At 69.3% G+C, this 3497-nt stretch carries 4 protein-coding genes; all 4 read right to left on the bottom strand.

All coding sequences use genetic code 11. The annotated features are described in order from the left end of the window. Positions 1 to 784, bottom strand: a 784-nt coding sequence (locus VF697_RS42305; RefSeq protein ID WP_331104295.1) for an SPFH domain-containing protein, incomplete at its 3' end; no start/stop codon positions are given. Then, positions 781 to 1809, bottom strand: a complete 1029-nt coding sequence (locus VF697_RS42300; RefSeq protein ID WP_331104293.1) for an SPFH domain-containing protein — start codon at positions 1807 to 1809, stop codon at positions 781 to 783. The genes VF697_RS42305 and VF697_RS42300, both read right to left, overlap by 4 nt. Positions 1810 to 1914: 105 nt before the next feature. Next, positions 1915 to 2388 carry a DUF4112 domain-containing protein gene (locus VF697_RS42295; RefSeq protein WP_331104291.1) on the bottom strand — a complete coding sequence of 158 codons (474 nt, stop codon included), beginning with the start codon at positions 2386 to 2388 and terminating at the stop codon, positions 1915 to 1917. Positions 2389 to 2523: 135 nt separating this feature from the next. After that, positions 2524 to 3497, bottom strand: a 974-nt coding sequence (locus tag VF697_RS42290; RefSeq protein ID WP_414641468.1) for an RCC1 domain-containing protein, incomplete at its 5' end; no start/stop codon positions are given.

The raw sequence follows: 3497 nt of genomic DNA, 5'->3' as shown, positions 1-3497 counted from the left end.
ACATCGAATCGAGGATTTCCCGATCGACCGAGATACGCTGGAGCGCTTCGCCGACAATCCGGGGGCGCATGGCGGCGGCTTTGGCAAACTCTACCGCGGCCTGGCGCTCGGCGGTGCTGGTGATGATGCTCACCTGGTTGGCCCCGTCCTGGCGGATGGCCGAGGTCACCTGCCGCAGCCGGTTGACCACCTTCTCCTCGATCTGGCGGATCATCCCCACGTCCCGGAAGTGCACCTTGCGGATGTAGACCGAGCCGAGCTGGTAGCCGTAGGCATGTGACATGGGCGTGACCTCGGCGCGCACCGTCCGGCTCATCCCGTGGCGGCTCTCCAGCATGGTGCCGAGCTTCATGTTGGACAGGCAGCGCACCGTGGCGTTGCTCACGTTGGCCGCCAGCGAGCCGCGCGGATCCGCGTTCTCGAACAGGTACTTGAGGGGGTCCGAGATGATCATCTCGTACCAGATGCCGATGCCCATCGGCGCGCCCTCCTCGGAGTTCACCGCCTGGCTGCGCAGGTACTGCTGATCCAACCGCAGGTCGATCACATGGCAGCGTCCCATCCAGTTCACCAGGAACGCCTTCCACCCGAGCCGGAACCACAGCAGGTGCAGCCCGGGCTCGTCCAGCACCGCCACCACCTTGCCGAGCAGCACGTAGACGCGGCACGTGCGCTCCTCCACGGTGGCGTAGAGGCCGACCAGCCGGCACAGGCCCAGGAAGATGGGCACGCCCACCAGCATCCCCAGGAAGCCGAGGATGGTGCCGACGAGGAAGCCCGTCATGACTTCACCCCCAGCACCACGTGGCTCGCCTTGGAGAAGAGGCCGAGGCGGATGTTGCGCAGGTAGGACTCCAGCGCGCCGGGGCCGCTCTGCCGCAGCACGGTGAGCTGGGCGGCCAGGGCATTCAAGGGCTCCACCTCCGCCAGCGCCTTCAGGGTCTCGATCTCCACGGCCCGGCGCGACTGGACGATCTTCTGGTCCGCCGCCGCCTGCGCGAGGCTGATGTCGGAGGAGACGTGGTTGTGCGCGGTGTTGATGGCCGCGAGCGCCGACTCCACCTCCGCCGGTGGATCAATGCCGGTGATGAGCGAGGCATCCAGGACGATGCCGTAGCGCGACAGGCTGCCGCGGCACTCGCGGTCCATGTGCTCGTTGAGGTCGCGCAGGTTCTTGCGCAGGTCGTTGATGGAGACGCCGGAGACGGCCGTGGCCTCGACGGCCTCCAGGGTGCCCTCGACGACGGGCGGAGGCGGCGCCTCGAAGCTGGCGATGCGCTCGCGCAGGATGGAGATGAAGTAGCCCATCACGTGCGCGATGGGGTTCTTCACCGCGAAGAGGTACGCATAGAGGTTCTGCTCGGAGACGCGGTAGCGCAGCTGCCCCGTGAGCCCGGTGTTGAGCTGGTCCTTGGTGACGGCCTCGAGCACCGTGCCACCCTGGTTGGCGCTCGGGGACTCGGGGTCGAAGGCCATGTTGAGCGTCTGGGTGGCCACCGACACCTTGACCACCCGCTCCCAGGGCCACTTGAAGTAGGGGCCCCCCGGCGGGATGACCTCCAGCTGGGGGTAGACGTAGCGGTCCTCGTCCGTACGCGCCAGTCCCTCGCTGACGGGACCCCGCTTCGTCGTGGGCTCGCCCGCGAGCCGCGCCGCGCGTCCGAAGCGCACCTTCACCGCCCGCTCACTCTGGTCCACGGTGAAGAAGCCAGTGAGCACGCAGCGCACCACGAACCAGCCCACGGCTCCCACGACAATACCCATGCCCAGGCCCGCGGGCCCGAGCCCCAGCGCTTGCAGCAAGTCCATCAACCCCTCCTCGGAAAGTGTCTCGACCGAGCGGATATCATCCGTGGAGTGGTCCCCGCCCGGACTCCCGCTCTTCGCCCACCTGTCGTCAGGAGAACGGCTCGCTCAGCCCGGGCCGCCGAGGGAGAGGAGCGCACGCACGGCCAGCACGGCGAGCACCATCGACAGGGAGAACAGCGTCAGGAGCGCCACCACGGCCCCGATGACCCAGGCGCGGCTGGCCCGGCGGGTGGTGTCGGGGGCCACCATGTGCTCCTCGAGGAGGCGCACGTTGCGCACGTTGGCCTTGAAGGCCGCGTCGAAGACATCGCCGAGGAAGGGCACCGCGCCCACCAACGTCTCGAGCGCCACGTTCCCCACCATGCGCGCCAGCACCTCGCGCGAGGCCCCCAGACGTACCCCCTGCAGGACGATATAGAGGGAGAGCAGGGAGCTCGCCCCATCGCCCACGCCCGGAATGAGGCCGAGCACGGCGTCCCACCCGATGCGGATGCCTCCCGGCAGCGGAATGGAGGTGTCCAGCAACCGCGCCAGGCCGCGTACCTGGACGAGAGCGTCCTGTTTGGAAGAAGCGTTCATGGGGATGCCTTGTCAGACGCTCGGGCGTGCAGCCGGTCCAGCAGCTGCTCCAGGTGCCGTGTGGGGGTGGGGGAGGAGGACATGGCATTCCGTGGGTGGCGGCGAGGCGGCGGTATCGTAGACGTTCGTTGACGGTCAGGGGAGGAGGACCTTGTCCGGGTCCGCGCGATGGTCGCCCAGACCATCGCCCAGCCGGCCCCGATCGTTGCTTCCCCAGGCCCATACCGTGCCGTCCTCCAGCACCGCCAGCGAGTGGACGAGGCCCCCGGCCAGCTGCGTCACCCCCGACAGGTTCCCGACCCGCACCGGCGTCAGGCGCTGGGTGGTGGTCCCATCCCCGAGCTGGCCGTAGAAGTTGTCCCCCCAGGCCCACACCGTGCCGTCCCGGCTCAACGCCAGCGAATGACGACTGCCGGCGGCCACGGCCACCACGTCGCTCAGCCCGCTCACCCGCACCGGCGTCAGGCGCTGGGTGGTGGTCCCATCCCCGAGCTGGCCGTAGAAGTTGTCCCCCCAGGCCCACACCGTGCCGTCCCTCAGCACCGCCAGGGAGAAATAATCGCTCGCCGCCACGGCCACCGCGTCGCTCAATCCGAGCACCTGCACCGGGCGCGAGCGCTTGGTGGTCGTCCCATCGCCGAGCTGGCCCCGGAGGTTCTCCCCCCAGGCCACCACCGTGCCATCCCCCTGCAGCGCCAGCGAGTGGCGAGTGCCAGCCACCACCGCCACCGCTCCCGTAAGCAGCCGCGTCGGCGAGTACCAGCTGGACATGCCATCCCCATTGTAGGTGGTGATGTCGCCCCCCCAGATCCACCCCGTGCCATCCGCGCTCAGCGCCAGGGAGTGCCAGTAGGAGGCCGCCACCGCCGTCGCACCCGAGAGCTCGCGCACCCTCCCCGGTGTCATGCGCGCGCCGGTGCTTGCATCCCACGCCGTCCCGAGCCGGAAGACCCTGTCCTCTCCCCACGCCCATGCCGTGCCGTCCTCGCGCACCGCCAGCGAGTAGGAGTGGCCAGCGGACATCGTCTTCACGCCCTCCATCCCACCCACCTGCACCGGGGTCGCCTCGCTCAGGGAGCGCGTCCCCACCCCGAGCTGAGCGCTCCTAT

Origin of the sequence: Archangium sp. (assembly GCF_036388035.1) — a bacterium.
Classification (GTDB): Bacteria; Myxococcota; Myxococcia; order Myxococcales; family Myxococcaceae; genus Archangium.
The sequence above is the reverse complement of the archived record's forward strand: the minus strand, read 5'-3'. Positions and strand labels throughout refer to the sequence as shown.

Excerpts from the sequence above, each read along its gene's own strand:
- VF697_RS42300 (WP_331104293.1), bottom strand. The coding sequence starts at position 1,809 with ATGGACTTGCTGCAAGCGCTGGGGCTCGGGCCCGCGGGCCTGGGCATG.
- VF697_RS42295 (WP_331104291.1), bottom strand. The coding sequence starts at position 2,388 with ATGAACGCTTCTTCCAAACAGGACGCTCTCGTCCAGGTACGCGGCCTG.